This window comes from Bradyrhizobium sp. AZCC 2289, assembly GCF_036924615.1.
In the GTDB taxonomy this organism is placed as follows: domain Bacteria; phylum Pseudomonadota; class Alphaproteobacteria; order Rhizobiales; family Xanthobacteraceae; genus Bradyrhizobium.
Map to the genome: position 1 here is coordinate 1,221,155 of NZ_JAZHRY010000001.1, position 25,819 is coordinate 1,246,973.

Annotated in this window: 19 protein-coding genes and 1 pseudogene; 9 read left to right on the plus strand and 11 right to left on the minus strand. The window is 60.1% G+C overall.

Annotated elements, in window-relative coordinates; all coding sequences use genetic code 11:
- Positions 1-247: 247 nt before the first annotated feature.
- Both V1289_RS06155 and V1289_RS06160 read right to left on the minus strand, forming a co-directional pair.
- Positions 248-976, minus strand: a complete 729-nt coding sequence (locus V1289_RS06155) for a sulfite exporter TauE/SafE family protein (RefSeq protein ID WP_334396106.1) — start codon at positions 974-976, stop codon at positions 248-250.
- 47 nt (positions 977-1,023) lie between these two features.
- Positions 1,024-1,212: a hypothetical protein gene (locus V1289_RS06160; protein WP_334396107.1), complete on the minus strand. Its 189-nt coding sequence runs from the start codon at positions 1,210-1,212 to the stop codon at positions 1,024-1,026.
- Positions 1,213-1,715: 503 nt separating this feature from the next.
- Between V1289_RS06160 and V1289_RS06165 the strand changes: the two genes are divergently transcribed.
- Both V1289_RS06165 and V1289_RS06170 read left to right on the plus strand, forming a co-directional pair.
- Positions 1,716-4,769, plus strand: a complete 3,054-nt coding sequence (locus tag V1289_RS06165; RefSeq protein ID WP_334396108.1) for an AAA family ATPase — start codon at positions 1,716-1,718, stop codon at positions 4,767-4,769.
- 399 nt (positions 4,770-5,168) lie between these two features.
- On the plus strand, positions 5,169-5,483 hold the full coding sequence (locus tag V1289_RS06170; protein WP_442895958.1) for a DUF3551 domain-containing protein: 315 nt from the start codon (positions 5,169-5,171) through the stop codon (positions 5,481-5,483).
- Positions 5,484-5,547: 64 nt separating this feature from the next.
- Here V1289_RS06170 and V1289_RS06175 read toward each other — a convergent pair whose 3' ends face one another.
- A complete protein-coding gene (locus V1289_RS06175; protein ID WP_334396109.1) occupies positions 5,548-5,751 on the minus strand; it encodes a cold-shock protein in 204 nt (67 codons plus the stop codon).
- 497 nt (positions 5,752-6,248) lie between these two features.
- Positions 6,249-6,539, minus strand: coding sequence for a hypothetical protein (locus V1289_RS06180; protein WP_334396110.1), 291 nt, complete (start codon positions 6,537-6,539; stop codon positions 6,249-6,251).
- A 334-nt stretch (positions 6,540-6,873) separates the two neighbouring features.
- Between V1289_RS06180 and V1289_RS06185 the strand changes: the two genes are divergently transcribed.
- The gene (locus V1289_RS06185; RefSeq protein WP_334396111.1) at positions 6,874-7,152 is read left to right on the plus strand and encodes a DUF2934 domain-containing protein; all 279 of its coding nucleotides are present in this window, start codon (positions 6,874-6,876) and stop codon (positions 7,150-7,152) included.
- Positions 7,153-7,446: 294 nt separating this feature from the next.
- Positions 7,447-7,773: pseudogene (locus V1289_RS06190) on the plus strand (polyphosphate kinase 2); the annotation flags it as partial.
- 766 nt (positions 7,774-8,539) lie between these two features.
- Here the strand turns inward: V1289_RS06190 and V1289_RS06195 are convergent.
- From V1289_RS06195 to V1289_RS06220, 7 genes are all read right to left on the minus strand, one after another.
- Positions 8,540-10,123 (minus strand): adenylate/guanylate cyclase domain-containing protein, encoded by a 1,584-nt coding sequence (locus V1289_RS06195; protein WP_334396112.1) that lies wholly within the window; start codon positions 10,121-10,123, stop codon positions 8,540-8,542.
- A complete protein-coding gene (locus tag V1289_RS06200) occupies positions 10,120-12,495 on the minus strand; it encodes a response regulator (protein WP_334396113.1) in 2,376 nt (791 codons plus the stop codon). The genes V1289_RS06195 and V1289_RS06200 overlap by 4 nt, the downstream gene beginning before the upstream one ends.
- A gap of 142 nt (positions 12,496-12,637) precedes the next feature.
- The gene (locus V1289_RS06205; RefSeq protein WP_334396114.1) at positions 12,638-13,777 is read right to left on the minus strand and encodes an FIST signal transduction protein; all 1,140 of its coding nucleotides are present in this window, start codon (positions 13,775-13,777) and stop codon (positions 12,638-12,640) included.
- A gap of 40 nt (positions 13,778-13,817) precedes the next feature.
- Positions 13,818-14,192 (minus strand): response regulator, encoded by a 375-nt coding sequence (locus V1289_RS06210; RefSeq protein ID WP_334396115.1) that lies wholly within the window; start codon positions 14,190-14,192, stop codon positions 13,818-13,820.
- 2,110 nt (positions 14,193-16,302) lie between these two features.
- The gene (locus tag V1289_RS06215; protein ID WP_334396116.1) at positions 16,303-17,919 is read right to left on the minus strand and encodes a site-specific integrase; all 1,617 of its coding nucleotides are present in this window, start codon (positions 17,917-17,919) and stop codon (positions 16,303-16,305) included.
- A gap of 335 nt (positions 17,920-18,254) precedes the next feature.
- Positions 18,255-18,437, minus strand: coding sequence for a helix-turn-helix domain-containing protein (locus tag V1289_RS49525; protein WP_442895959.1), 183 nt, complete (start codon positions 18,435-18,437; stop codon positions 18,255-18,257).
- Positions 18,438-18,899: 462 nt separating this feature from the next.
- Positions 18,900-19,619, minus strand: a complete 720-nt coding sequence (locus tag V1289_RS06220; protein ID WP_334396117.1) for a hypothetical protein — start codon at positions 19,617-19,619, stop codon at positions 18,900-18,902.
- Positions 19,620-20,210: 591 nt separating this feature from the next.
- Here V1289_RS06220 and V1289_RS06225 point away from each other — a divergent pair.
- The 5 genes from V1289_RS06225 (at position 20,211) to V1289_RS06245 (ending at position 25,457) form a co-directional block, all read left to right on the plus strand.
- Positions 20,211-20,486 carry a hypothetical protein gene (locus V1289_RS06225; protein ID WP_334396118.1) on the plus strand — a complete coding sequence of 92 codons (276 nt, stop codon included), beginning with the start codon at positions 20,211-20,213 and terminating at the stop codon, positions 20,484-20,486.
- A gap of 373 nt (positions 20,487-20,859) precedes the next feature.
- A complete protein-coding gene (locus V1289_RS06230) occupies positions 20,860-21,810 on the plus strand; it encodes a M48 family metalloprotease (protein ID WP_334396119.1) in 951 nt (316 codons plus the stop codon).
- A gap of 518 nt (positions 21,811-22,328) precedes the next feature.
- Positions 22,329-23,060 (plus strand): hypothetical protein, encoded by a 732-nt coding sequence (locus tag V1289_RS06235; protein WP_334396120.1) that lies wholly within the window; start codon positions 22,329-22,331, stop codon positions 23,058-23,060.
- 102 nt (positions 23,061-23,162) lie between these two features.
- The gene (locus V1289_RS06240) at positions 23,163-23,618 is read left to right on the plus strand and encodes a hypothetical protein (RefSeq protein ID WP_334396121.1); all 456 of its coding nucleotides are present in this window, start codon (positions 23,163-23,165) and stop codon (positions 23,616-23,618) included.
- 18 nt (positions 23,619-23,636) lie between these two features.
- Positions 23,637-25,457: a S8 family serine peptidase gene (locus V1289_RS06245; RefSeq protein ID WP_334396122.1), complete on the plus strand. Its 1,821-nt coding sequence runs from the start codon at positions 23,637-23,639 to the stop codon at positions 25,455-25,457.
- Positions 25,458-25,819: the final 362 nt, after the last annotated feature.

Below are 25,819 nucleotides of genomic sequence, written 5' to 3' on the forward strand. Positions count from 1 at the left end.
TATTTCAGCAGTCCGCAAACTACCGATCAACGTCTGATCTGGCCATGGTCTTTTCCAATCGATCGTAGCTACGACGGGCTTTATCGCAAGAAAACGCCCAAGCAGCGTGTTTGTGCTCACAATGAACGGCCGCTCGCAAGTGTCCGCTTTGCACGCACGAGGTCACCGTTTGACCCGAAGCCGGCGTAAAGCGAGCCCGTACGTGCTCGAATGGCTGCCATTGTAACCAGAGGCGCGACTGGCGTAACTACAAGACCAGCAGCAATCCAGAAAATAGCAACATGGTGAGGATTTTCCGCCGGAACGACGCTTCATTGACACAGCGGAAAGCGAAAATCCCTAGCGCCGCGCCGGCAAGCAGTGCCGGAATACTGGCGACGAACTCAACCAAGACCTTCGAAGACAAATCATTCTGCAACAGCATCAGCACGAGCGCGAAAATCTGCATGGCAGCAATGAAAGGCTGAACCAGCCCGCGCTGCTCAGTTTTTGGCACGCCGTGGATGTCACACCATATGGTCGGTATTGCACCCGGCATTGCGGTCAACCCGCCGACAAAGCCGCCGCCGAAGCCGATTAATGCATTGCGTCCCACATTCATCTGCAGGCGACGAGAAAGCACCGGCCGGAACAACGTGTAGACTGCATAACAGGCGATGGCGAGACCAAAGCTCTCTCTGAAGATCCGCGCGTCTGCAGCTTGCAGCAACCAGACGGCGATCGGAACGCCAAGCAATCCGCCGACGACCAATACCGAGCTCTGCTTCCAGCGGATACTTTTTCTCAACGCCCAAAGATTCGTGGCCTGCACGGTGATGCTGCAGGCCATCATGAGCGGGACCGCCTCCAGTGGTGGGAGAACGTGAAGGAGAATCGCGCCGGCCACCGCCGAAAAGGCAAAGCCCGCGAGGCCCGAGACGAAGGCGCCGCAAAACACGGCGATACTGAGCAGGCAAAACGACGCAATGTCGCCCATGAGCGAACCCTCCGGGTGGATAAGATCCTCGAATAACGGCTTGGCGATTAGTCCCCGGACGACAGTCCGGGCGGCTCGGGCGCTGCCCCGGCGTCGCTCTGGCGGGCGGAGGTCGATATCGTGGCCGCAAGGATGTGCAGAATGACAAAGCAGATGGCGATCGTTACCAGCAGCCTATTCTCGCCGGGTGCCGAAATCTGAAGTTTGGATTCGGACGACTTTTCACTGAGCGACATTGTCACGTCCTCCAACATCTGACCGAGAGTCAAACTGGTGCCACCTATTGTCGATCAGGTGACAATACTGTCGAAGGGTGCGCTCTGCCTGCAGCCGTCGCGAATAGTGCAGCGCTTGAAGGAGGCGCCCAAACGAGCCTTCCTTTCGAGAAGAACTCTCGGAGGCGACAAACGAATTCGCTGAAAATGACGCATCACTCCTGGTTGAAGCTCTGCTGTCAAACAATGGTACGAAGGATGCCGCGATCGACTGAAACATCTTGTGAAACAACAACCCATAGAACACGCGAGTGAGACGCCATGCCTTTTCTTCCATGCGCATGACACGAACACCTTATGTGAGTGACTGGATGCGGCTGGAAGTATCGAATGGGACGCCGGGCCACGCTTTAACGCGAGCTTAACTTGTCCTTATCGTTTCCTTGATTTTTGAAGGGTGTCCTTGATTTCGGGCCCGCGTGCCGGTTGAATATCCACCTCGCCGCTCCTGCGAAGGCATTGTTTTGCTGTATTTATTTGACGATTTCGTTCTCGACACCGACCAGCGGGAATTGCGCCGTGGCGGATCTCCGATTCCGTTGCAGCCTCAGGTTTTCGACCTCCTCGAGTATCTGATCCGCCACCGAGCCCGGGTGGTGACCAAGGACGATCTGATCGGTGCAATTTGGGGCGGTCGCATCGTCTCGGAGTCAGCGCTCACTACCCGCATCAACGCAGCCCGCACGGGAATAGGCGATTCCGGCGAGGCGCAGCGACTAATCAAGACCTTGCCGCGCAAAGGCGTGCGCTTTATCGGCACGGTGCGCGAAGCAGCCAAGGAGGTCGAGAGCGCGGTCGCACCTCCGAAGGTCGAGATATCCAGCCTGGTGGTCGGCCGGACAGCCCCCTTCGAGACGATCGACCGGATGACGCGGCAAGCATTGTCCGGTCAACGGCAAATGGCCTTTGTCACGGGAGAAGCCGGGATCGGCAAGACGGCCTTCATCGCCAAGGCGATCGAGCGATTGACGGAACAGGGCTTCGACCTACTCTATGGGCGCTGCACCGAACGGTTTGGAACGGACGAGGTCTTCCTGCCACTCATCGATGCGCTGGTGAACCGTTATCGGGCGAACGGCCCGGAACTGATTTCGGCCGTTCGCGCGCACGCGCCCACCTGGATATTGCAATTGCCAGGTGCCATCGACGCATCGGAACGCGCGGCTTTCCAGGATGAAGTGTTCGGTGCGACGCGCGAGCGGATGCTGCGGGAATTTTGCGATCTTCTGGAAGCGCTCAGCGCCGGCCGCCCGTGGGTCCTCGTTCTCGAAGATCTGCATTGGAGCGACTTCGCAACGCTTGACGTGGTGTCTCGCTTCGCGCGCGGGAACGGCAAGGCGCGCGTGCTGGCCCTTTGCTCCTATCGTCCAGCCGACAGCGCCGCGGACGGGCATCCGATCCGTCGCCTGCATCGTGATCTCGAGATTCATGGATTTTGCAGCGAATTGCGCCTCGATCGATTGTCGCACTCGGAGGTCGAGCGCTATCTCGCATTGCGCTTCGACGACGCGGAATTGGCCTCGAGCCTGTCAAAGCCGGTATTCGAGCCGACGCTGGGGCACCCTCTGTTCGTTGCCTCGCTGCTCAAACACCTCATCGACCAGGGGTCGATCGTCGAAATGGACGGCCGATGGCGCCTGTCTTCGCAGGCGGCATTTGCCCAAGATCGCATTCCAGACAGCCTCTTGAACATGATCGGCCATGAGCTCGACCGCCTCACCGACAACGAACGGCGTCTGCTCGATGTCGCCAGCGTTGCCGGCGAAGATTTTTCTGCGGCTCTCGTTGCAGCCGGCCTGTCCGATGATGCGATCGACGTTGAAAGGGACATCGAAGCGCTGATCCGGAAGGATCATATCCTCGTTCGTTCGGGGGTTTCCGAGTGGCCCGATGGAACATATTCGGGCTCCTACGCTTTCCGTCACATTCTCTATCAGAATATCATTTACCAGAATCTGCCGCCGGGGCACCGCGCACAAACGCACAAGCGCTTGGGCAAGAGGCTGGAGGAGGCCCATGCCGGCCGCACCCCTGAAATAGCGCCCGCGCTCGCACTTCACTTTGAGCAGGGTCGCGAATTTCCGAGCGCGTTGCGCTACCTCCGGGAAGCGGCAGAGAGCTCGACGAAACGCCTCGGCCATGCGGAGGCCGCAAGCTATCTCACCCGCGCGCTTGGCATACTTGATCGTTTCGAAGCTGCCGACGAATTCTCAGCCCGCGTCGCTCTTCTGCGGCAGCGAAGCTGGGCTCTTCGCTCGTGCGGCGACCTCGTCGGCTCCATCCGTGATCTGCGAGACATGATTGCCTGCGCCGAACAGGCGGGCGAGATCAAGCAACAGCTCAACGGCCTCACGGCTGTGAGCAGTCTCTGCTTGCGCGTGGATCGCCACGCCTGCCTTGAGGCCGCTGAAGACGTACTGTCGCGAAGCCAGGCGCTTGCGGACGACACATTCAAGGCTCTGGTCCAGGGCAGCAGCGCGAGCGTCAACCTGTTCCTCAACGGCTGGCGCAAACAGGACGCCACGCTCTGCGACAGGGCGATCGAGCTGAGTGCGAGTGCCACGAACTATGGCATCTTGATCAGACGCAATGGAATATCCGGTATCGTTGATTGCTGGAGGTCGCGGTACCAGGAGTGCCGCCGCGCCGGCACGGAAGGAAAGCGATTGGCGCGTTTGGCTGGCGACGTTTACACTTTTGTTCTGTTCAACGTTCTTGAATCAATCGCGCTCATTCATCTGGGCGAATGGCGCGAATTGCGACGTGAAATCGCGGCCGGCCTCGAACTGGCCGTCAGGAACGCGAACGGCCCCAGCAGCGCATTGTGCCGGCTGACGCTTGCGTGGTTGCACGTCGAAGCGATGGATTTTGATGGAGCCCGGGAGCTCTGCGAAAGCGTCGACGATAGTCTGCTGGTCGGCGATCAGTCGACGTATTTCCACAAGCGAGCCGTCCTTGCGAAGGCCTATGTCGGCCTGAACGATCCGTCGGGAGCTCGCAGGCAATTTGACGATATTGAGCGCCGCAGGCATGAAGAAGGCATCGACATCGAATTTACCGCCGCGACGCAGGTGTATCATTGCCTCGGCGAATATTACTTGCAGGTTGACGACTTTACGCAGGCTCAGAGCTGTGCACGCCAGCTCCACGACTATGTGGCGTCGGCTCCAGATCTCAATCACCTGGCCCAGGCCCACGGACTACTCGCGCGTACGGCGCTTGGCTTGGGTGATTCAGCGGAGGCTCAGTTGCACCTGTCCCGCGCGCTGGAGATCGTCGACAATGCCGACTTCCCGATCGCTTCTTGGCGGGTTTACCGCACGGCCGCCGAGATCTTCGCGAAGTACGGAGACGTCGACAGGGCAGCGACATATCGCTTGCGATTTGTCGAGACCGTCCGAAGGCTCGCGCAAAATTTCGAACCCGAGGATCGCCTGCACAAGAGCTTGCTCGCTGCGTTAGCAACGCGAACAGCGCAACTGGAAGCGATGACTTCGCTGCCTTCGCGGCCCGCTTAGCCGACGGGGCTTGCCGTACGCGTTTGAGACTGACGTCCTCGATACCGGCCAGCGGGGTTGTGCGTCGCATTGGAAGTACCTCCAAAGCGAACGCCGGCTTCGCATTCAAAGTGCACGCGCATCATCCGCACTTGATGTCTGCTTTTGGGCCCAAGGCGGACCTCGATGAACCAAGGATTGTCCGCGTTGATCCGGAAGCGGAATTCTTAAACACAAAACCTCGGGTAATCGGTCTCCAGATGAACCGCACGCACCAGAAACGACCTGAACGAAGCCCAACAAACGCGATCAGCAAAATCAACGAAGCTGATCGATATCCCGTCGCTCATAACGGTCTGGTTGCAGGTTCGAGTCCTGCCGGGCCCACCAATGAATCAATGGCTTAGCTCGAGCGACCGTTTGGACATTCATGGATTCCTCGCGATTTTCACCGGTCCGGCTGGCGAGGTCGAAGCCCGCATTCTAGCCTTGGCGATTTTGGCGATCGGGACGGCATCAATAGAGCCGGCGGTGGCCCAGACGTATGATCCGGCTTACCCGGTTTGCCTGCATGTCTACAGCCGCGGGGCCAACTATTACGAATGCCGCTACGCGTCGCTGACTCAGTGCAACGCGTCGGCATCGGGCCGCGCAGCACAGTGCGTCATCAATCCATATTTCGCGGGCGCAGATGAGCCCGCGGGTTATCGGCGGCATCGCCGCCGCATCTACTAAGGCGGGTCGCAAGAGACGCCAGCCCGCCGAAGTGAACCGGCGGGCTGGATGCAGATCAGCGTTCTTAGCCGACTCTTAGATTCTCCGCGGACGTTTTGCCCCGGTTCTCCATCTCTTCATAGCTCACCTCGGCACCCTCATTGAGGCTGCTCAGGCCGGCTTTTTCGACGGCCGAGATGTGCACGAATACATCTTTGCCGCCTTTGTCGGGTTGGATAAATCCGTATCCTTTGGTCGCGTTGAACCACTTCACAGTACCTATCGCCACGTCCGCACTCCCCTTTTTTAACACGGTGACAACCGAGGTCGGTCACCCAGGAAACCGCAAGAAAAACCCGCCGGCCTGATCCCGCCTGCGCATACTGGTCACTAGGAGCGGCCCGGCGCGCGGTGAGTAGTGGACGACGCGCGCCGGGTCTGACCATTCCCCTTTGGTCCGCGCGAGGCATGGTCGAAATCGGGCGTAAGGACGATTCGTGGCAAAAACCCGCCTGCACACACTCTGCCCACTCATTGGCGAAATTGAAAAAGCCCGCCGGCGGTGAAACCGGCGGGCCCCTTCAGCGCGCGTAGCGCCTGATCAGGCGCGCTCGCTGCCGCCGATCAGAGCGACAACCGGCGCCGGTTTTTGCGTCGGTTTCGGTTCGGCGAGGAAGCCTGTCACAAGCTCAGTTGCCATCCGAAGAACAAGCAAGGCGTCGGCCGGTTCTTCGGGAAGCATGCACGCCACCTGGAGCGCGTGGCGCCGATGCCAGTTGCACTCCTTTATGCCATCGCCCCTTGCTGCCAGTCCTGCGTACCGACCTGCTCAAGAAGGCCGTCAAGGTCGGCGATGCCGGACTCGGCAGGGTCGGCCTCGACGTCGATTTCGCCGAAACTGGCCGACTGTAGGTAGCTGACCGCACCGGCCGGGCGCAATTCGTGCGACCCCAGCGACGGCTCGTCGTCGGCGCCGTCCTCGGCGTGCTCCGGTTCAGCGTCGCGGTCAAGGCGCCCTACCCGGGATTCATCGGGCCGACGTTGGCGACCCTCGATCGAGAAGGTCCCGTCAGGCAAGCGCTTGCATTCACGAAATCAAGTTCGACGGCTACCGCGTCCAAGTTCATCTCGTGAACGAGGCGATGAACCGCCCTGCTCCAACTCTTCGGCCGAGGCTCGGCAATATTCGGCAGACCATTCCAGCCCGACGCTCCAGCGGCCAATTGCGAACCGTCGCCTGGGAAATCAGCAGCCCTGGTCTCTCTCGACTCCGTCACACATGCTGGCAACCCGCTCCGGCCGCCCTCGCCCTCTTTCGCTCTCGGTGCACGTCCCGCCGCTTAAGATTTCATTAACCTTGCGGAAGCAAGACTTTGCCGGGGCTGGGCACATCATTAGCAAGGAGAATCCCATGCCAAATCTGGAAGAGGCAATTCGCGAACGTGCCTACCACCTCTGGATCGCCGATGGTCAACCCGAGGGCAAGGCGGACATCTATTGGCTGAATGCTCAACACGAAATTCTCACGACATCAGTCGAAAGCTTGGCCAGCACCGCTGCCGCAGCTGACACGGTAGCGACGAAACCTACTAAAAAGGGCAAAGGTCGCGCGGTCGGGAAAAACCAAAACTCCCGCTGCCTAGCTGTCCATGCGAGCGGCGTCGCGCAGGACCGGGCGACGCCATTGTGAGCGGACAGGGCAGCTCGACTTCCCGTTGCCGTCAGCCTTCTGGCCAATTTCCAGCTTGTCTTTGATCGTTGTGCCCCGGCGGCGCCGACACTAGCGCCAGCGCTGCCGATTTTGTGGATAACCGATATTCAACAGGATGATGTCGACGAGCTGATGTCATTCCGCATTCTCGCGTGACGGACGAGCACTACAATCGCTGTGCCAGCTTTAACGCAGGCAAATATTCCGGGAGATCACTCGGTCATATGTCAACGAATGAACAGTAATGGGCCCCCTTTGGAAAAGATCTAAAAAATGGCGAAAACCATGAAGACGCGCCGCGGGCAAGGCGGCCACAACCGATACGAGTCGACCCTGCGCGATCTACAGATCGAGCTTGTCAAGGTTCAAAAACACGTCATCAAGCACGGCCACAAGGTGCTGGTCATATTCGAAGGTCGTGATGCGGCTGGAAAGGACGGGACGATCAAGCGGATCGTCGAGCACCTCAGCCCGCGAGAAACCCGCGTTGTGGCGCTCGGCAAGCCGTCCGACCGGGACAGCACCTCCTGGTACTTTCAGCGCTACGCGACACATCTTCCTGCGGCGCAGGAGTTGGTTCTCTTCAACCGCAGCTGGTACACCGGGCGTAGAACGGGTTATTTATGAAGTTCTGTACCGATTCTCAGCTCCCAACGAGGCCCGCGACTGGAACAATAGGACCAGCACCGACCAGACCAGGCTGCAAGCTTCTCTCATAAGCCAGAAACATTGCGCGATTCGGCCTCACTTGCCAGCCGAATTAGGTTTCCGACAGGGACAGCGGGATGGTGAAGCCAGTAAAGTTCGCCAAACTCCGACAAACCTTTCCTAATATGATTGAGTATGCTCGATTGGGGCCAATCATGCTCAAAACTGTCAGTTGACGGCTAAATCCCACGCTGCGTGTTTCGAATCTCAAACACGTTCTTGGCCCTTATCGACGTGCTGAAGACCTGGCGCGATACGAGGAGGGATTGCGGAAAGCTGGGCTCCCGAATGACGTCCCAACCGGCATCCCCCACGAGGCGACAAGTAAAAGTGGGACTTCCGTTCATGGCACAAAACGGACCAGCGATGTCCGACTTGAGTCCGCTTTCGGGGGTAGAGCGGAAAACAAATGCTCGCAGCGAGTATTTCGCCTTTTGACCCAACTCGGAAGTCGCCCGCCTGTCCGATGGGGCAAAAAAGCTTCAAATGGCCCTTCCAATTGAGCCACCACGCGGGCACGACGGGGCAGTCGTTGGCGTGGGGGCGGGACACTTAAATTTTCGTAACGGAAAGCGGTGCGGAGCGTTGTCGGTCAGCACAAGCTTCGATCGCCCTTCGCGCCCGAGCGGCGTCAGATGCACTCCGCCGGTGCGCGCAGCTAGATCCGGCTCAAGAAAAACGTCTCCAGTTTGCCTTTGCCCTTCACGTCAATGCTGCCGCGCGGCTCCAGCGCGAAGGGACCGACGAGGTGGCGGGCGGTATCCTGGGACACGTGGATTCGATTGGGCAGAGAATAGGCCTCGAGCCGGCTGGCGACATTTACAGTATCGCCCCACACGTCGTAGATGAAGCGGTGCATGCCGATGATGCCGGCAACCACGGGACCGGAATGTATGCCGATCCGGATTTGCAAGGGCCAGCCGAAATGGCCGTTGACGCGGCCCAGCCGATCGATCATGCCGAGCGCCATTTTCGCGATCGCTGCGAACCCATCGGGATTTGGATCGGGCAAGCCGGCGACGGCCATGTAGGCATCGCCGATGGTCTTGATCTTCTCGACACCGAGTTCGCGGGCAAGCGCGTCGAATTCCGAGAATAGCCGGTTCAAATACTCGACCATCGCTGCAGGTGTGACCCGTGCCGAGTGCTCGGTGAAGCTCACCAGATCGGCGAACAGAACGCTCACGCCCTCGAAGCGGTCGGCGATCATGGCTTCGCCGTGGTTCAGGCGGCCAATCACCTGTCTTGGCAGGATGGTCAACAGCAGCCGCTCGAACTTGGCGGTCTCGTCCTCGATGCGGCGAAGGTACTTCTGCTCGCGGTCGCGCCAGCGCTTCTTGTGCAGGCAAGCATTGATCCGCGCGCGCAGCAGGACCGGATCGAACGGTTTTGGCAGATAATCCTCGGCCCCGGCCTCGATGCAGCGGACGGCGCTCTCGATCTCCGCCAAGGCCGTGATCATGATCACCGGAATGCGGCGCAGCCGCTCATCCGCCTTCATACGCACCAGCACGTCGAGCCCGTTGATATCGGGCATTATCAAATCGAGCAGGACGAGGTCGAACTCATCGTCGGCGAGCGCCTGCAGCGCCTGCTGGCCGCCGGCCACCGAGGCGACGCGATGCCCATCGCGGGTCAGCCGGCGCGACAGGAGATCGCGGTTGGCCTCGATATCATCTACGACGAGAATGGAGCCGGTTTCGGTGACAGCATACGGCCGGACCGGCCCGAGGCTGCGCATCAAGTCGCTCACCATGACCGCGCCGGTCTGATCGGAGGCCAAGCTCGTCTCCTCGACATCGACCGAGAATCGCACGATGCGATCGAGACGCAGCAACAGGTCGGTGACCGCCGCCAGCAGGCGATCGAAATCTGCCCGCAGCGAGTCGCCTGAGAAATTGGCTACGTCCTCGCGCAGCATCTCGCCGTAGCCCTTGATCGCGTTGAGCGGCGTGCGCAGCTCGTGACGCAGCTCCTGCTCTTGCGTGGCGGCCGCTGCGCCGGGCGGGCTCCTGGCGCGATCGCCGTCCACCAGCCTGTCGACCTTGCCGGCGAGATCCCGGGCTGCGCCGAGGATGCGGTTCATATCAGGGAGGATGTCCGGGCGCCCGTTCCGGGACGCGTCTTCGTGCAGGATCTCTGCATAGCCGAGCAAGGCGTTGACCGGCGACAGCAGTTCCTGGCGAAGGTGGGCAAGCCGAATGCGCCAGGCGCGCGCGCTGTGGGTATCAATGATGCTCATGGCCGATCCGGACTCGCGCGCTGGGCGTGCCGGGGTACCAGCTCGTCGAGCGCCGCCAGCACGGCCTTGCCGCTGTATTCGCCCTTGTGCACCAAATGCTGTACCTGGCCGTTGAGTCGCGCGCGATCCTCGGCGGTCAGTATCTTGGCGGTGACGACGATGATCGGGATGCGCCGCCAGCGGGATTCGGCGCGAACCTGCGCGATGAACTCGAACCCGTCCATCTCGGGCATCATCAGATCGAGCAGAATTGCGTCGGGTAAAGCCTCGCTCAAGCGCTCGAGACCAACCCGACCATTCTCAGCTAGAGTGACCGTGCAATCGATCTGCCGCAAGGCGCGCCCCATCAGCTCACTGGTCGGAGCGTCATCCTCGACTATCAGCACCTGCCGTGGCGCGCCCCTTGGGCAGCACTTGTCCACCGCACGGACCAGTCTGTCGCGATCAATCGGCTTGACCAGGTAATCGGCGGCGCCGAGCGAGAAGCCAATGCTCTGGTTATCTACGATCGTGACCATGATCACGGGAATTTCGGCGAGGACTGCATCTTCCTTCATGGCGCTGAGCACGGCCCAGCCATCCATGTGCGGCATCAGAGCATCGAGCGTGACGACATCGGGCTGCAGCGTACGGGCGAGCTGCATCGCCTCCTCGCCATTGGCAGCCAAGCGAACGGCGTAACCGCCGCGCTGCAGGTGTCGGCGCAGCAGCTCCCGCGCGTTGGGATCATCGTCGACCACGAGAACGGTCGGTGCATGCTCGGGCTCCGTGACCTGCGGACCCTCGGTACGCTGCTCCGCCTCCGAGACCGCAGTCTCCGATGCAGCGCGTGTCACCGCCGGCAGACGAACCATGAAGGTCGTTCCCTTGCCGGCTTCGCTGGTCAGCGTCACATCGCCGCCCATCAGCCGGCAGAAGCTCTTGGTGATGGCGAGACCGAGGCCGGTGCCGCCATAGGTGCGGGTCGTCGAGTTATCGGCCTGAGTGAAGGCCTCAAACACCTTGGCCTTCTGATCTGGCGTCATGCCGATACCGGTATCGCGCACCTGGAACTCGATCCAGTCGACGCCCTCTTTCGTGTCGCGGTGCGCGGTCAGCGTGATCGTCCCGTTCCGTGTGAACTTGCAGGCATTGCTCAGAAGGTTGAACAGGGTCTGCCGCACCTTGGTCAGATCGCTGTGGATCGTGCCGACCTCGTCGGCGCAGTTCACCACGAGCGCGTTGCCATTCTTTTTGGCCAGCGGGGTGATGGTCGCCGCGACGCTGTCGATCATGGGCCGCAGCTCGAAGGTCTCGAGATAGAGCGTCATCTTGCCGGCCTCGATCTTGGAAAGATCGAGGATGTTGTCGATCAGGCCGAGCAGATGCTTGCCGGCATCCTGGATCTTGCGCAGGTCCGCCGTTTCCGATTCGCGCCCGGCGCTCTGGGCGTCCTCGAACAGGATCTCGCTGTAACCGATGATCGCGTTCAGGGGCGTGCGCAGCTCATGGCTCATGCTGGCGACGAAGTCCGACTTCGCGCGGGTCGCCTGCTCGCTCGCCCAGATCGCCTTGTGCAGTTCGCCTTCCATGCGCTTGCGGTCGCTGATGTCGGCAAGGCCGTTGATCATCGCTGGGCGCCCTTCGAACTGGACGCGCTGCGACGCTATGAGCGCCCAGAACTCCTCTCCTCCAGCCCGCTTGAGCAGCATCTCCATGCCCTCCACATGGCCGTGCTCGGTGAGCGCGCCGATGAAGCGATCGCGATGCTGCGGGTCTGCGTAGACGGTTTTCGCTTGCAGGCCCAGGGCGGACGACCCTTCGAGCTCGAACATTTCGCTGAAGCGTTGATTGGCATACCGGATGATCCCGTCATCGAAGGTGACGATCGCCACCGCCATCGGCGCGGCCTCGGCAATGACACGCAGCCGCTGCTCACTCTCCTGGATCGCCTGTTCCGCCTGCTTCACGTCGGTGATGTCGGTGTAGGTCGCGACCGTGCCGCCGTCGTCGGTTTTGCGCTCGTTGATCTGAATCCAGCGTCCGTCGGAGCGGCGTTGGACATGCGTGCCCTTGGGATCGCGATGCAGGGCCAGACGTTCCCCGACCCAGGCCTCGACGTTCCCCTCCGCGTCGCCGATCTCGCCGCTCGCGACAGCATTTCGGAGGATCGCTTCGAACGATACGCCCTGTTTCACGACATCGATGCTGCCGATACCGTGCATGTCCCGGTACCGCCGGTTGTATATCACCAGCTTGTCATCGGCATCGTAGAGCGAGAAACCCTCCGAGATGCTTTCGATCGCGTCGCTCAGCCGAGTCTGGGCCTGCGTAGCCTTGTCGCGTGCCTCCGACAGCTCCTTCGAGCTCAGCTCCTGCGAGCGCTCGACCATCGCCCGATCGCTGTCGAAATCGGTGTATGCGGCATCGACGGCTGCCACGAAAGACTGCAAGGCAGCCGGTACTTCGCCCTCGACACCGAGGTGCTTTTTGAGCTGGCGTCGTAGCAGCCGGTGCATCTGTGCCCTGTGACGTTCAGTCCTCGGCGAAAGTTGTTATGGTCATGGTTTGATTATGCAGGCGGCACTCGCCACCGTGCATGAAGGGGCTAAGCTCGCCGTACGAGTAGAACCCGGAAATCTTCGCATCCGTCCCGAAGACATTTCGGATCGCCTCTATTTCTTCTTCGGTGCGCTGCTTCATCACAAGCTTACGACCGACACAGCTCACCAGAATTGCAAGATCCGGTCGCCTGTCGCCCAGCCCGCTGAGGCTGGCCTTGGCGGCGGCGGTCGCGCCGTCGACCAGATCGTCAACATTGGTCTTCATCAACTGCGCCGTTCCGCCCTGTGGGATGTCGCCCGCGAACGTCATTGACTTGTTCTGCTCGTCCACAGACAGGACGGTCCGGACGACACCCTGGCCGCCCTTTGCCTCGGTGACTAGGATTGGAAAAAGCAAGGCAGAGCTTGGCAACTGGTCGGCGTGTGGGCCCAGGTACGATTTATAGAGATCGAGCGCTGACCGCCCATCGAGCTCATAGAGGATGTTGCCCTCGGCCCGGGTGATGGTGCGCAGCGGCCCGAAGGGCTGCCAGCCACCCATCGATCCGTAGCCAATGCGCAAGTCGTTGCCATAAAGACCGACCGCCGCCACACGCTGGGGGCCCGCGCCACCGTCGGCAACGACCCAAGTCTCGGCGAAGTTCGTTCCGTCTCCAGAAAGGCCGCCAGTGATCGACACGCCTTCCGAGACGCCGCCCGCGAGACCGCGCGCCAGGTCGGAGCCATTGACGTGTAAGCCGTCCGAAAGCACGAACACGTGGCGCAATGAGGCGTCGTTCAATTGCTGCGCGAGCTCCTTGCCGACGTCGTAGCTTGCCTTCGCCTCACCAATCGTAGCGGAGGCGAACCGCAGTCGCGTATGTTCGAAGTCGACGAGGGTGGCAGTCACCGAGTCGTCGACGACCACGTCGCCGAGAATCTCGCCGGAAGTCGAGCAACCAAGCATCGCGGCCTCTTTGAAGTGGTCGCGCAACTCGCCCACGAGGTTACCTGCCTGCATCAATGATCTAGCACCGAAAACGAACACGACACTCTGACGTCCGACTTCGCCAGTTGGCAAATTCGGCCGCCACCCGTCACTTTGGGACCATTTGTACTGAGCCGTTTTCATGAGTTGTTTCCTCTCGTCATCTGTCCGGAACTTGTAGGGTCTACTGTCCCGCAGCCGTGAGCAGCGTCTCGATCTTGCCCAGCAGCCTCTGCAGTTCGATCGGTTTTGTGTCGTAGTCGTCACAGCCGACCGCGAGGGCCTTGTCCCGGTCGGTCGCCATGGCGTGTGCCGTGAGCGCGATGATGGGGATCTTGTGCAGCTCGGGCGTGGCCTTGATCTGGCGCGTCGCCTCCCAACCGTCGATCACCGGCAGGCTCATGTCCATCAAAATGAGATCGGGCCTGTCGCTCGTCGCCATTGCAACGCCGCGCGCTCCGTCCTCAGCAATGATGACCTCGTAGCCGCCGCGCACGAGGCGCCGCGAAAGCATGTCGCGGTTCATCTCGTTGTCTTCGACCAGCAGGATCTTGGGCATCGCACAGCCTCGAGCCGGACTGTGAGCACTGTTCGCCCGGGACCGCCCGGGTGGCCTAAATAGACACCTAAAAAATCAACTTAGCACTGAAGCCTATCTGTCGCATCACAAAAATGGCGAGTAGTGGCGCCGACAGGGAATTCCCAGAGTTCCATAAAATAATACTACAGAGGCGATCAATTCATACTCGATAAAACCACTAGGCGCGTATGGGGCTTCTCCATTCTTTGCATTGTTCCTAGATACGTTGATTTGCAATATTCTTGCAGTAAAAAGGAGAGCTCGCTGTTCAAGACTGTGAGTGACGAAACATCAATCAAGCGGGGCCGCCCTAAGTTGGCGGCCTCTTTCATTTTAGGCCAAACGTGTGATGTCGCCTGTTGGCACTTTTCGGACGTGGCCTTGGTGCACCGGCATGTCCGTCAGCGAGGACAGAGCGGACAACAATATGAAGCGTTCTAATGTTTGCCGATGGTGTTTGCCCAAGCCCGACTGTCACCGCAGGCGCCGTCGAACATTTCGCAATTATAGGGAAAATTGCAGGGCTCGGGACCATAGACCGGGCCGTGATCGAACCCGGAGCAGTCGGTGGTTCTCAGGTGGAAGCGAGCAACCGGACGACGCCTGTGATGCCTGGCGTCATAATTGCTGGCCTGAGCTATCGGTTGTTCTCGGCAGGTTGAACTGTTGCGACTGCAGCGAATGGCCGACGCATCATTCGAGCCCGCACCTAACACAACGATGATGATTACCGGAACACACAGAGTTATCCGAAACAACATCGGCACACCTGTTCAAGCTGCTCAATCGCGGTGCGTCGATCAGTTCGAAGGTCATTTTCAATTCTTTATGTCGTCGCACGGAACCGTGGTAGCAGTCCCGGAGTTCGAAGCAAGTAAGCAACGCTGACGCTTGGATAGTGTGGTTGACAATCTCAATCTCGCCGATGGCGCCCGCATCTACGCATCGCTGTCTTATTCGGCTTTTATGAAAGCGGCGCCAGATTGCTCTCGAAATTTTAGCCGGCCAGCAGATATTCACTGCATGGATCAAGTGGTCTCGGGCCGACCTAAACCAACCCGACAACGTTCTGTTTCATGTCGATGAGGCCACAAATGCCGGCTTTGTGGGGCAAAATGTCACTTACAAATTCAAGATTGACGGACAGAAACTATCGATGGCGACGACTATCAAGAGTTCGACCGGGGGCGAGGTGGACTTTCTTTCCACCTACGAACGAGCTGAGTAATCGGGCCGGCTGCAAACGCCTTATCGGCAACCCGAAGAAGTAGCGAGCCGCCTTTGTTGGATGTCGCCTATTGGCAGATATTGTTGCAAAAATCGAAAATCGAAAAACCCTAAAAATCTCGCGGAAGTCGATCTTCGGACTTCTCTGCTGCTGCGTCGCTTTTCAACGCCACTACGGAGGTCCGTGATCGATTTTGAATGAAACGATACGGTCCCCTCACGTCGCCGCGCGTAAAGCGCATCAGCGGCTGTAGAAATTTTCCTTCGCCACCCCAAAAAGACTTTTGCAACAATATCGGCACATCGCGTCAATTGTTGCGGCGCGGCGCCATGTCCGGAGTTGGGGGTGAACCGGACTCCATCACCGACGGTCTCGATCAGACGCTTCCGGGTAATGCCGAGGTTTATGCCTGGCTTAATTCGCGTGCCCGGAGCAGGCAGCCTTCCGTGTGATCGACCATAGGGCACGACACCGCGCCAGGAAATCGCCGATGACCGCCGCTCGCTCGCTCCGCGCTATGGGGGGCGCGCTCGCTAGCCGCTCCGCTACCGCCCGGCTACACCACTCCCGGGGGCACGACCGACCGCAGCCGTCAGGACCGCCTGCCGGTCATCTACCAGCTTCGGCAAGACGGAGTCTCGTGGCCAGTCCAGGCCCTAGCCGCCCAGGGCGGCGTTGGTGTGCCCACTATCCCGCGGCGGCTTGAATGGTCCACAGTAATGGTCCACAGTGCGCCGACACGACCGCCGTGGCTGGACAGGAAAGCGCTGCAAGGCAACGGTTTTTGATCGGCGATCGAGTCTTGGCTGGAATCCTAGTTCCCCAGCCAGACTCGAATTTCTCCTCGCGGATCAAAGACTTCTAACCCGCAGCTTTTCGAAAAACCGCGGTGGCCGTTGCGAAGCCTAGTCTAGCCGGACGGCGCTTGGTCCTCCTCCGATCGACTTGTTCGGCTGCTGTCACTTCGTACCGCGGGTGCTTCAGGATTTCCGGATACATGACGTCGGGCGGCACTTCGCCGTATTCTTCACCTTCGGTTCGCGGCGCGTGGCCCTGGATGGCGTCGAGGATCAACCAATCCATTTTGGATTTCCGGCCGACAGTCTTGAAGCGGTGGCGCCAGCCGTGGTTCGGCTTAACCAGCGGATCGTCGATGCCAAGACCGCGCACCCACTCGGCAAGCTTGTTGCCGACGCTTGCATACGTCGGATTTTTCCTGTTCGGATTCCGCTGCCTTTCGATCGAGTAGAACAGGGGCGCGTTGCCGCGTTTGCGGCGGGCGAAATCCGGGAATCCTTGTTCGAGGAGGTGCGGATGCAGCGGCACATTGCGCTCCTTCAGCGTCTTTACCGTCCCGGCCTCCGGAGTGATGTGGATGCACCAGATGCCCTCGATCTCCTTTACGTCCTTCGCGCGGAGCTGGGTGATCTCGTTGACCCGGGCGCCGGTGTAGGCGCAGATCCACGGCACCCACCGCCGGGCCGCGGCGTTTTCCTTGCTCATCAGCTCGTTGGGAGGACCGAGCGCGGCCGAGAGAATCCTGTCGGCCTCGTCCTCGTAGAAGCCGCGCATCTTGGTTTCGTGCTTGTCGCTGACGTCGACGTGCACCTCCGCGCTAGGATCAGTCGTCAGTTTCTTCATCCGCTTCGCCCAGCCGAAGAAGGCCTTCATGGCCGCGATATACCCATCGCGAATCGTGACCTTCGAAAGCTTGGACGCCATCAAAGCGTCCCGCCAATCCAGTAGATGCGTTTCGGTCACCTTGCTCATATCCTTGCTTCCGGTGCGGCGAATCAGTGTGCGGAAATACGGCTCCCACTTCTTCTTCGTGGAGTGAGCGATCCTCTTGGCCTCACAGAACTCCTGCCAAAGAGTGTCGAAAGACTGCTTGGCGTTGCTCGGCACAAACTTCGGAAAACGGTCGGCGTCCGGATCGGGTCGGTAGTCCCCACGAGAGTTCTTGAGGAGCTGTTTGGCAGCCTGCTCCTTCGCTTCCACGTAGGCGCGAACGAAACCGATCAACTGGTCGCCGACCAGATTGAGCTCTCGCCTCTGCAGGAAAGGGAGCACCTCCGTGCCGAAGGCGCTCAGAAGATGCAATCCCCAATGCCCACCTCCGACGAGCGGCCTCTTGCGGCTCGCATGCTTGACGAGCGCCTCCTCCCAGTCCCGCGGCGGACCGGGATTGGCGCGGTGTGATGCCACCATCTCGTTGTAGAACTCGCCGGCAAGAGCCGTGATCTGCTCATGCGACAGATCGGACGGCGGCGTGCCGTACAGATTCTGGCGCCACGCCCGCTCGAGCCTGAGATTCTCCTCCTGACATAGGAGCACGGCTTCGTCCCAGTCGGTGGTGTTGAGCGACTTCTTGATCTCGCCGCGAATACCGAACTTGGCGAGCTTCGCGGGGACGCGCCGCCTGAACCAGTAGAAGCGGCTGCGGGGATTTTGCCAAGGCGACAGCATTCGAAGACCCATGGTGGACCACCCCTGTGTACCACCGGCCGTTTTCGAAAAGCCTTAGTTCATCGATTCAATTTGAATTTCCTGGATTTCTGCGGGCTTTTGGCGGAGAGGGAGGGATTCTCGTCCCCATAGCGGATGGTTACAGTATACTTCTCTCCGAGACGATGAACTCTGCCGGTCGCCGCCGAGCTATCCGCTCCCGAGCCCGCATGATCCTGTTCCCCCCGCACCGTGCTGCCTTTCCCGATGTTGGCTCCGCTGGTCTTTGTGCGACCTAGCGAGTTGCGACAGGCGGAATGGACCGAGTTCGGCCTGGCTGGGGGTGGCTTCCTTAAGTCGCACCTGCGTTAGTTCGACATGTTGGTGTCAAGGAGCGCCAGAAGTGATTGCACCACTACTAGTCGCCGACGTCCGATCGTTGTCGTGACGATATGCCCAGCTCCTATCAACTTGTACAGCTTCGTGCGTACCAAGCCGGTCACTTCGCATGCATCGTCAATCGTGCAGGTGAGCCGCTGTGCGAATGGCATCGTGCTCGGTTCTGCGGCATTTGGAGTGGATAGACTGACTTGTGACAGTTGTCCGCCAGTTTTCTCTCGTCGAGAGTATCTCACGTGGCCCTCCTATTCGCACAAAGCTCGACAGGAACAAGAGTTGATTGTGCGACGAGCAACGTCAATGCGAACATCCGATGGCCCTCGCGTACGACAGCGCACGTCAGCGGCGGTTTGAATATTTCCGGATACCAAAGGCGACGAGGAAATTATTCGCGAATGCGCCGGCGACGGTGAGGCATCGCGCCGAGGCGGGTCTGTTAATGTCGGCAGTAAATTCCGCAAGCGCTCGCCGCTGTTCACCAGCGTCTTAATCAACGAACGCGGCTGAATGGCTACCTAAGTGCCTGAGTTTGCTGGCGCGCCATCCCGAATAAAACTACGAACTCTTATGTAATTGAAATTACTATATAATTTCTCAACAACCGCACCCCCAGACTATTGCATCGGTGCCAGGTTGGTCTGAGCGATATAGCCAAGTGATTTGCCATCCTTAGCGATGAAGGTCCATCCGTCAGCGGTCCTAACGACAGTCACCAGCGTGCCGGCGGGAAGCTTTTGGAGGGATGCGCCGGCTCCATGCGCTCGTTCGAAAACATCTACGGGCGTCGGTGCGATCACGACATGTGTCGGTTTGGCTGGAAAGGCCGTGGCGGGGGATTGGGTCGTTGGGCTGGCGTTGCCCGCGGCAGCAGGGCCCGTTGAGGTGGTCAGCACCTCGGCTTTGTTGGTCAGCGCGAAGTTATTGCCGACGATGCTTCGCTGCGGAATCTGGCGCAACTTGAACGCCTCGAAGGAGAAGTCGGGAACCTTCTGGTCGATGTAGTCGGCAAGCTCTGAGACTTCGATCAGGCCGTTCTTGTTAACGTCGGCATGGTCGAGCGCATCCAGCAGCGCATAGGTGAACACGCCGTGGCCGCGATAGCCCTCCAGCGCCGGGGCATCGTCGGTGGTTGCCGTCAGGAAGGTTCCTCGAATTTTTCGAAAGCTCCTCTCCGTGTTTGCATCGAATAATGCGATCTCTCCTCTATAGCCGACTGCTATTTTTTCTCCATCCGGAGAGATCGAGGCAACATATGCCTCCTTGAGATTTTGCTGCAAAGCTCTGGGCCGTTGATCCTTCGTCAGATCCAAATAACTTAAATCATTATTATTCAACCCTACAATTCGTTTGCCGTCTCTCGATGAGGCTACGCTTGACCATGCGGCAGAATTGGGCTCGCCGCGGTAGATAATCGCAAAGGCACCCGTCAAAGTATTAAGCTTTAGGAATGAGTGCGGTGAGCTTCGCGAAGGTAGGACGTTATCGCTGCCATCATCGAAGCCTTTCACTAACTCAACGTAAGAGTATTCGCCAAATCTTCCAATCATCTCTTAAAGAGTGCGCGTCTACCATGCTCAGTCCGATGGCATCGACAACAATGGAAAGGCCATCGGGCGTAGACGCGCCGTGCGTCTTCCGCTCGCGGAGGATTCGAGTTGTCGCTTGGCAGGGGCTTTGCGACCTCGCGAGCGCACTTGGAGAACAACAGCGTCACCCGGCTGATCGACCGATGTCGCTCGACGGAGGAAGTTCCCATCAGTCGCAAGCCCCAGGTGGGCAGATCCTAAACCTAGGTATGCGGTTGTCAGCCAAATCTACCGTTACGGATCAACCTCTGTGCAATGGTTTGGTCCATCTCTTTGTGAGTACGCTTGGTCCGTAATTGCCGATGTGTCGAGCGGCGAGACAACAGGAGGAATTCACCGATGAGAATCATGGATGCAACCGCATTGTCAGGTTTTGCTCGCAAGGCGGCTGAGTCAGCCTCCGACTTCGCCAGCGTTGTTCACAACCTGATCATGGACGTGCGCGACAGCTACCGGCCCGAGCTGCACTACATGCGTGGCCCCGGCCCGAAATGGCGCGCCAAGCATCAGCCCTGGCTAAGATTCGGTTCTGAAGTCCTACCCCCGGCCGGGCAGCACCAGCTTTCGCCGGTTTATGGACGCCGTCGCGACACGGCTAACGCCGCCACCCGCTAGCCGGCTTACGGAATCATGCTCGTGATACGAATGTTCTTGTTTGCTGTCTCGCTCTCGATCGACCTGGCGACAATCTCGAGGGCTTTTCCGGATCATGCTCTAGGCAATCAAAGGCCGTTCCCGATGGCTTTCGCTGCAGTGGAACTCTTCGTGTTCATTCCGCAACAATTCTGTGTCTATGGCATGGATTTGGCATGACAAGGCGCAAGTTGATCCGTAACCTTTCGCGTTGGGCGTGGACCAGGGGGCAGGGACAGGGGTGTTTGACGCTGGCCTAAACTGGATGGCTTTGCGTGGTAGTCGGCCGGGGCGGGATGTCGTCGCCGGCCTCGCGCCAGGCGTTTCACTCGCTTTGGTGCGCTGTGCGCCGCCGATGCAAATGCTGCGCGTTTCGCAGCACGACACCGTCGTCATCCCGGAAATCCATTGGCCGTCGGGAGAAGCGGGCGTTTTCCTCCGCTGCCGGCTCGAGTGGCAATCCCGGAACCAGGAGGTGCTGCGCCGCCGGCGGCTCGCCCATCAAACCGCGAACCATCAATCATCGGCGTTGGCGATTGTCGCAATGATGACGCTGCTTGCGGTATGCGGCTGGATCGTCGGCGGGCCCGAGGGGGTGCAGCGAGCGTTACAGGGAACCGCGCCCTGCCCCAATGGAACGGTCATCTCGCGCGAGAGCATGCATCGCTGGTTCGGCGCCCGGCTGCTGTCCCACGCCGAGGTGCCGGAGTTGTTCGCCATTCTGACGAAGGTTTGCAGCCGAGCCGGCTTGGCTCGAGTGCCGGATCTTTATTGTCTGCCGGCACCGGGCGATATGAATGCCTATGCACTCGGCGGACCGGAACGCAGCGCCATTGTCTTAACCGAGGGCCTGCTGCGCGGCATGACGCGCGAGGAAATCGCCGGGATATTGGCCCACGAAGTTGCGCATATCCGCAACAATGACGCCTGGACGATGAGCTGGACGACGGCGTTGCGTCGCGCGATCGATTGGACGTCGCTCGCTGGTCTCGCGCTGCTGCGAACGCGACACCATCACGGCAGCTTAGGCCGGCCATTGGCGACCCTACTGAGCGCAGCTCCTGCCCTCGGTCAGTTACTTGGCCTTGCACTGTCCCGCGTTCGCGAACTGGATGCGGATGCAACCGCGCTCGAACTGACCGGCGACTCACGGGCGCTCATCGCCGCACTCGACAAGCTGGAGCGCCATCACACCGGCTCTGCGCCAATGCCTGTGTCTGCATTCGGGCATGATCCGATGCGCTTGCTTCGCAGCCATCCCGCGACCTCCGAGCGCGTCGGTACTTTGCTCAACCTCGCCTATTAGCATTCGCGTAAGCAAGGCGGATGCACCTCGGCAAGAGCGCTGACTAGGCAAAGAGTGCTGACAAACACGACTTGGAATTTGCACCGAGTTGCCACGAAAATATCGCAGCGCCTTCGCGAAACTATTTCGGCTTGGACACGTTTCTTGGGTCCAATTCCTCTTGGGTCCAATTCCGAACGTTGAAGAATCGGAGGAGCGTCTGAGCGGACGTAGGTGGCTGGCCTTTTGGGGGGTGGCCAGCAAGAAACGACAACCCGCTTCCCGCACCTCTCAACGGCTTTTCTTTGCCGCCCAATGTTTTGCCGTTCGCTTGTTGCCCTTGAGGAACACAAACCCGCGCCTCAAACGGGGAGGCATCGCTTATCGCTTCGATTTCGCGTTGAGCATTTGAATTTGAAAAAAATGCAACGCCGTCACATCGCGTGACGGACCGCTGTCGCCACCGAAGGACCTCGAAGGCGGACCGTCTTCGTAGGGTTTTGGGCTGAGGGCACCAACCATCGCAAGGAGAACGAGCGATGACCTACTATGACACCCCGCAACAGAACCTCGGGCACAGTTCGCAGTTTGGGCAGTTCGGTCCGCAACAATGGGGAGCGTTCGGATCGCAAGCCGGCCAACCGTACGGAGGAGGATTCGGACAAGCGGCCTACGGCCAGCAACACGGGCAATACGGCGGTCAGCAGCCTTTTGGCGCAGTTGGATATAATCCCGGCTGGGGCGGACAACCGATGGGTTGGGGTCAGCAGCAGTGGGGTGGCCAACAGCGCCAGCTGTCGCAACAGGATGTGAACGAGGTCGTGCGTCAACTAATACCGGCGCTGCCTCAAATCCTCGCGCAAGCACAAACTCCGATCGCAGGAATGGGCTACGCGGCCTACGGCCAAGGGCCACGGCAGCTAAGCCCGCAGGACGTGAATGAAGTCGTGCGGCAGATCCTGCCCATCGTTCCCCAGATGGTGGGAACGCTGCAGAGCCAGCAGCAACCTCACTATGCCGCCATGCAGGGCAGCCCCAGCTTGGGCCAATTCGGAGGTCTCGGCCAATTCGGCCTTGGCCATCCTGCGCAGACTTGGGGTACGCAGTTCGGCGCGCCGCAATTCCAGTCGGCGTTCGGCGCTCCTTCAGCCTTTGGCCAGCAGCGGCAACTAACACAACAGGACGTCGCTGACATCACCCGCCAGCTGGTCGGCATAATCCCTCAGGTCATCGCTAACCTTCAGGCCTATAGCCAGCAGCGGATGATCTGACCGCAAGTCAGAGCCGGTCCACACGGCAACCAGCGGCCGCCGCCGAAAGCGGCGGTCGCGCTTACTGCCGCCACGCACGCTTCCCTCCGGAGGAGAATACCCATGTCAGATTGGAATCCTTCTGCCACTACCGCATCACCGCCCCGCCCGTCAGACATCCAGCAGCTCGTAGGCCTGCTCGGTAATTTGATGCCGCTTCTCATGCGCCTGCAGTCGCAGGCTTTCGAGCAACCGTTCCAGACCATGCCCGGCGGCCTGCCGATACCGAACCCGGTACTCGATCGTCAGGCCGCTGAAAACATGATCGGAGACATGATTTCGGAATCGCTGCGCGCGCTTTCCGCCTTTCTCCAAGCCAACGCTGCGCAGCATGCCGGCCTGGAAAACTGTGTCCCGATCGTTACCCAAGCCGCGCACAGGTATGCCGCGCGGGATTATGCGCAGGCCTTCAACCTGATCTGGCTGACCTATCGCACCATCGAAACCATCCGCGCAGCCGACCCCCGCCTTCCGTTGCTGCGGCAGGATTCGACCGAGACTCAATCCTCACTCCACTGAAAAATGGGAGGCGACGCCATGGCAGCAAGTCGAGATAATCCGCGCTCCACCTCGAGCAGGGACCGGCGCAAATCCGCGCGCGATCCGCGCCCAGCCCCGGGCGGCGATCGACGCAAACCGGCCCGCACCAATCAGTACATGATCGCATCGGCGGGACCTGGCGTCAGCGGTCAAGCGCTAGCCGAGCGGCTCAACCAGTTCGGCAACATCGAGATCCTGCGGACACATGACAGGCGCGACGCCATTGCGCCGGCGATTGCGGTCGTGCGCATGTCGGACGATGCCACCGCCGCACTGCGCCGCTCCGCAACCGGCACCTTGATCATCGAGCCGGACGGTCACCTGCGAGCTGCATCATTCGTTGGCGCGTCATCGTTTTTCCCGGCGGCCGCGATGATGACTGCGCTCGGGCCGGATTTGAAGGTGACGATCCGGATCGTGAGCGAAGCCGGCACGCCCGTGGAGCAGGCGGCGGTGAGGCTCATTGGCGAGCAGGCGTCAATTCAGGGACTGACGGATAGCGACGGCAGAGTCGATCTGACGCTGCAGGGCGAGCTGCCGGAAACGGTCGCCGCCATATTCGTCAATGCGCGTTCAGGCTTTTGGGGCCTGTGGCAGGATCGGCCTTATCTCGAGACCGATGCGGTGAACACCTTCACCCTAAAACCCTTGTCGCTGCCGGAGGCGTTGGATTGGGGCGGCGCAGCCATGCAGTTCGATCGGATTCCGAACCAGTGCCGCGGCGCCGGAATCAGGATCGCCCTGATCGACAGCGGCGTTGCGACCAGCCACAAGCAATTGACCAGGATCGATCACGGTATCGATATCAGGAGCGCGAAAGGACAATCCTGGTCGAAGGACCCAATCGGCCACGGCACACCTTGCGCGGGCCTCATCAACGCCGCTCCCCAGACAGCTCACGGCATCCGCGGCTACGCCCCGGATAGCGAGCTGCATGTTTGCAAGCTTCCTCCCGATGCCCATTGCAGCGACCTGATCGCGGCGCTTGACTATTGCCTGCAGAACGGCATCGACGTGGCGTGCCTCGGTTTCGGGTGCGAGCGCGGCTCCGCTCTGGTTGAGCAGCGTATCGCGATGGCAAAACAGCAAGGCGTCAGCATCATCGCTGCCTCCGGCAATTCTGCCGGAGCGGTGCTGTTTCCGGCCTGCTCCCCGTGCGTCTTGGCGGTAGGCGCGGTCGGACAGATGGGAAGCTATCCGGAAGACAGTCCACAGGCGGCGCAGGCCGTGGTGGCCACCGCGGTCGCGGGCGGATTTGTGCCGACGTTTTCCTGTCGCGGGCCCGAACTCGACCTGTGCGCGCCCGGCGTCGCGGTCATTGCCTGTCAGTCGCCGGACACCTACGCGATCTGCGACAGCACCTCGCTCGCGGCGGCTCACGTCGCTGCTCTCGCAGCCTTGATCCTCGCCGACCACGGCGATTTCAAGGGAAGCTTCGCTGCCAAGGACTTTCAACGAGTCGAGCGGCTATTCCAGATTCTCAAGGATACTGCGCAGCCAATCGGACATCCATGGCAGACCGGCGCCGGGCTGCCGGACGCAGCCCAGGCGCTTGGCATCTGGTCGGAGCAACGGCCGCTGGTCGTGCCGCTAAATGTCGGCTTGCGCGAGATGCGCAACGCCATTCGGCAGCTCAACGAGATTCAGCTCGGCGCAAGCCAGGCGATGCCGTTCGAGCCGCTGCGCGGTCCGGCCAATGTGACTCGCCTGCCGCTGAATCCGGGACCTCTGCCGTTCCAGGCTGACGGCGGCGGCAAAGCAAGCATCCACGAACTCAAGGCAGCGATGGTGCTCGCAGGTTTGGCGGCAGGACCCTAGTCGGTTGCGTCCGTCGCCTTTATCGCGGCACTGCGGAACACATCGACCCCGAGGGTCTCTTCGGAGCGCATGAGAAAGCCCGCCAAAGGCGGGCGAACGCTGACCATCTTTTGAGAATTTGGTTACGGTGGCACGAAACAAGCACCCCCTGTGACCTTCAGAGTCGCAGGGGGCAATGGTTGCGGGGACTCGCAATATCCGATTGTTGCGGATTGGTTGAACGGGAAATTCCCAAGGTAGTTGCACACGCGAGCGAGTCTGGTCCGTGTCAAGTTCCGGACCGTCTCTGTCTGCGATTTCTGTTAATGGGATGGTCCGGCCGTGCTCCTGCCCCGCCAGCAAGCGAAGCTGGCAAGGGGCGC